General features: G+C 52.1%; 1 protein-coding gene. It reads right to left on the bottom strand.

Annotation, left to right across the window (positions count from 1 at the left end; genetic code table 11):
* Nucleotides 1–58: 58 nt before the first annotated feature.
* Nucleotides 59–427 (bottom strand): hypothetical protein, encoded by a 369-nt coding sequence (locus S1OALGB6SA_RS09110; RefSeq protein WP_124033270.1) that lies wholly within the window; start codon nucleotides 425–427, stop codon nucleotides 59–61.
* Between the last annotated feature and the right edge of the window lie 112 nt (nucleotides 428–539).

Below are 539 nucleotides of genomic sequence, written 5' to 3'. Positions count from 1 at the left end.
TCTATCTCTCCTGGACATTCCGGACCCACTTTCTTCCATTTCTTTACTCCTTATAGATTTAGAAGACCAATCCATCTACTGCCCCGCTACCCCGCTTTTGCATCCCTCGCTCTATCTCCCGGGGACTAGGAAGACTAACCGAGAAATCCGTGGGAAGCCCCCTTGCCGCCATTCGATAGCGATAGCGACTACCGCTCATGCCACCTCTGGCTTCAATGTATTCATAGTCCACAAGAAAACGTAGGTTGCGTTTGACCACATCATGACTGACCCTGGTGGCTTCCCGAATCTCTCTTTGAGTGAAGAAGACCTCATCGAAGGCCAGTGATCCTTTTGTGGCTTTGTTCATGACAAGTTCTCTAATCTGTCCATAGAGGGCTATTGCGCTCTTGGGTAGTCCGGAGAGCACCCCGGGAAGCACCTGCATGACAATCTGATGGGCTGCGGTAGTCCTCGATGTCGCATTCTATATAGGCGCTGCCAGCACCAGTGCTACCAACACCAGCGCTACCAACCGAATCAGTAGAGGCGCCTCCAGG

Origin of the sequence: Olavius algarvensis spirochete endosymbiont (assembly GCA_900608495.1) — a bacterium.
Taxonomy (GTDB): Bacteria; Spirochaetota; Spirochaetia; order DSM-2461; family DSM-2461; genus UBA2779.
The sequence above is the reverse complement of the archived record's forward strand: the minus strand, read 5'-3'. Positions and strand labels throughout refer to the sequence as shown.

Bases quoted from the DNA above. Each gene is read 5' to 3' on its own strand.
- S1OALGB6SA_RS09110 (WP_124033270.1), bottom strand. From the start codon at position 427: ATGCAGGTGCTTCCCGGGGTGCTCTCCGGACTACCCAAGAGCGCAATA.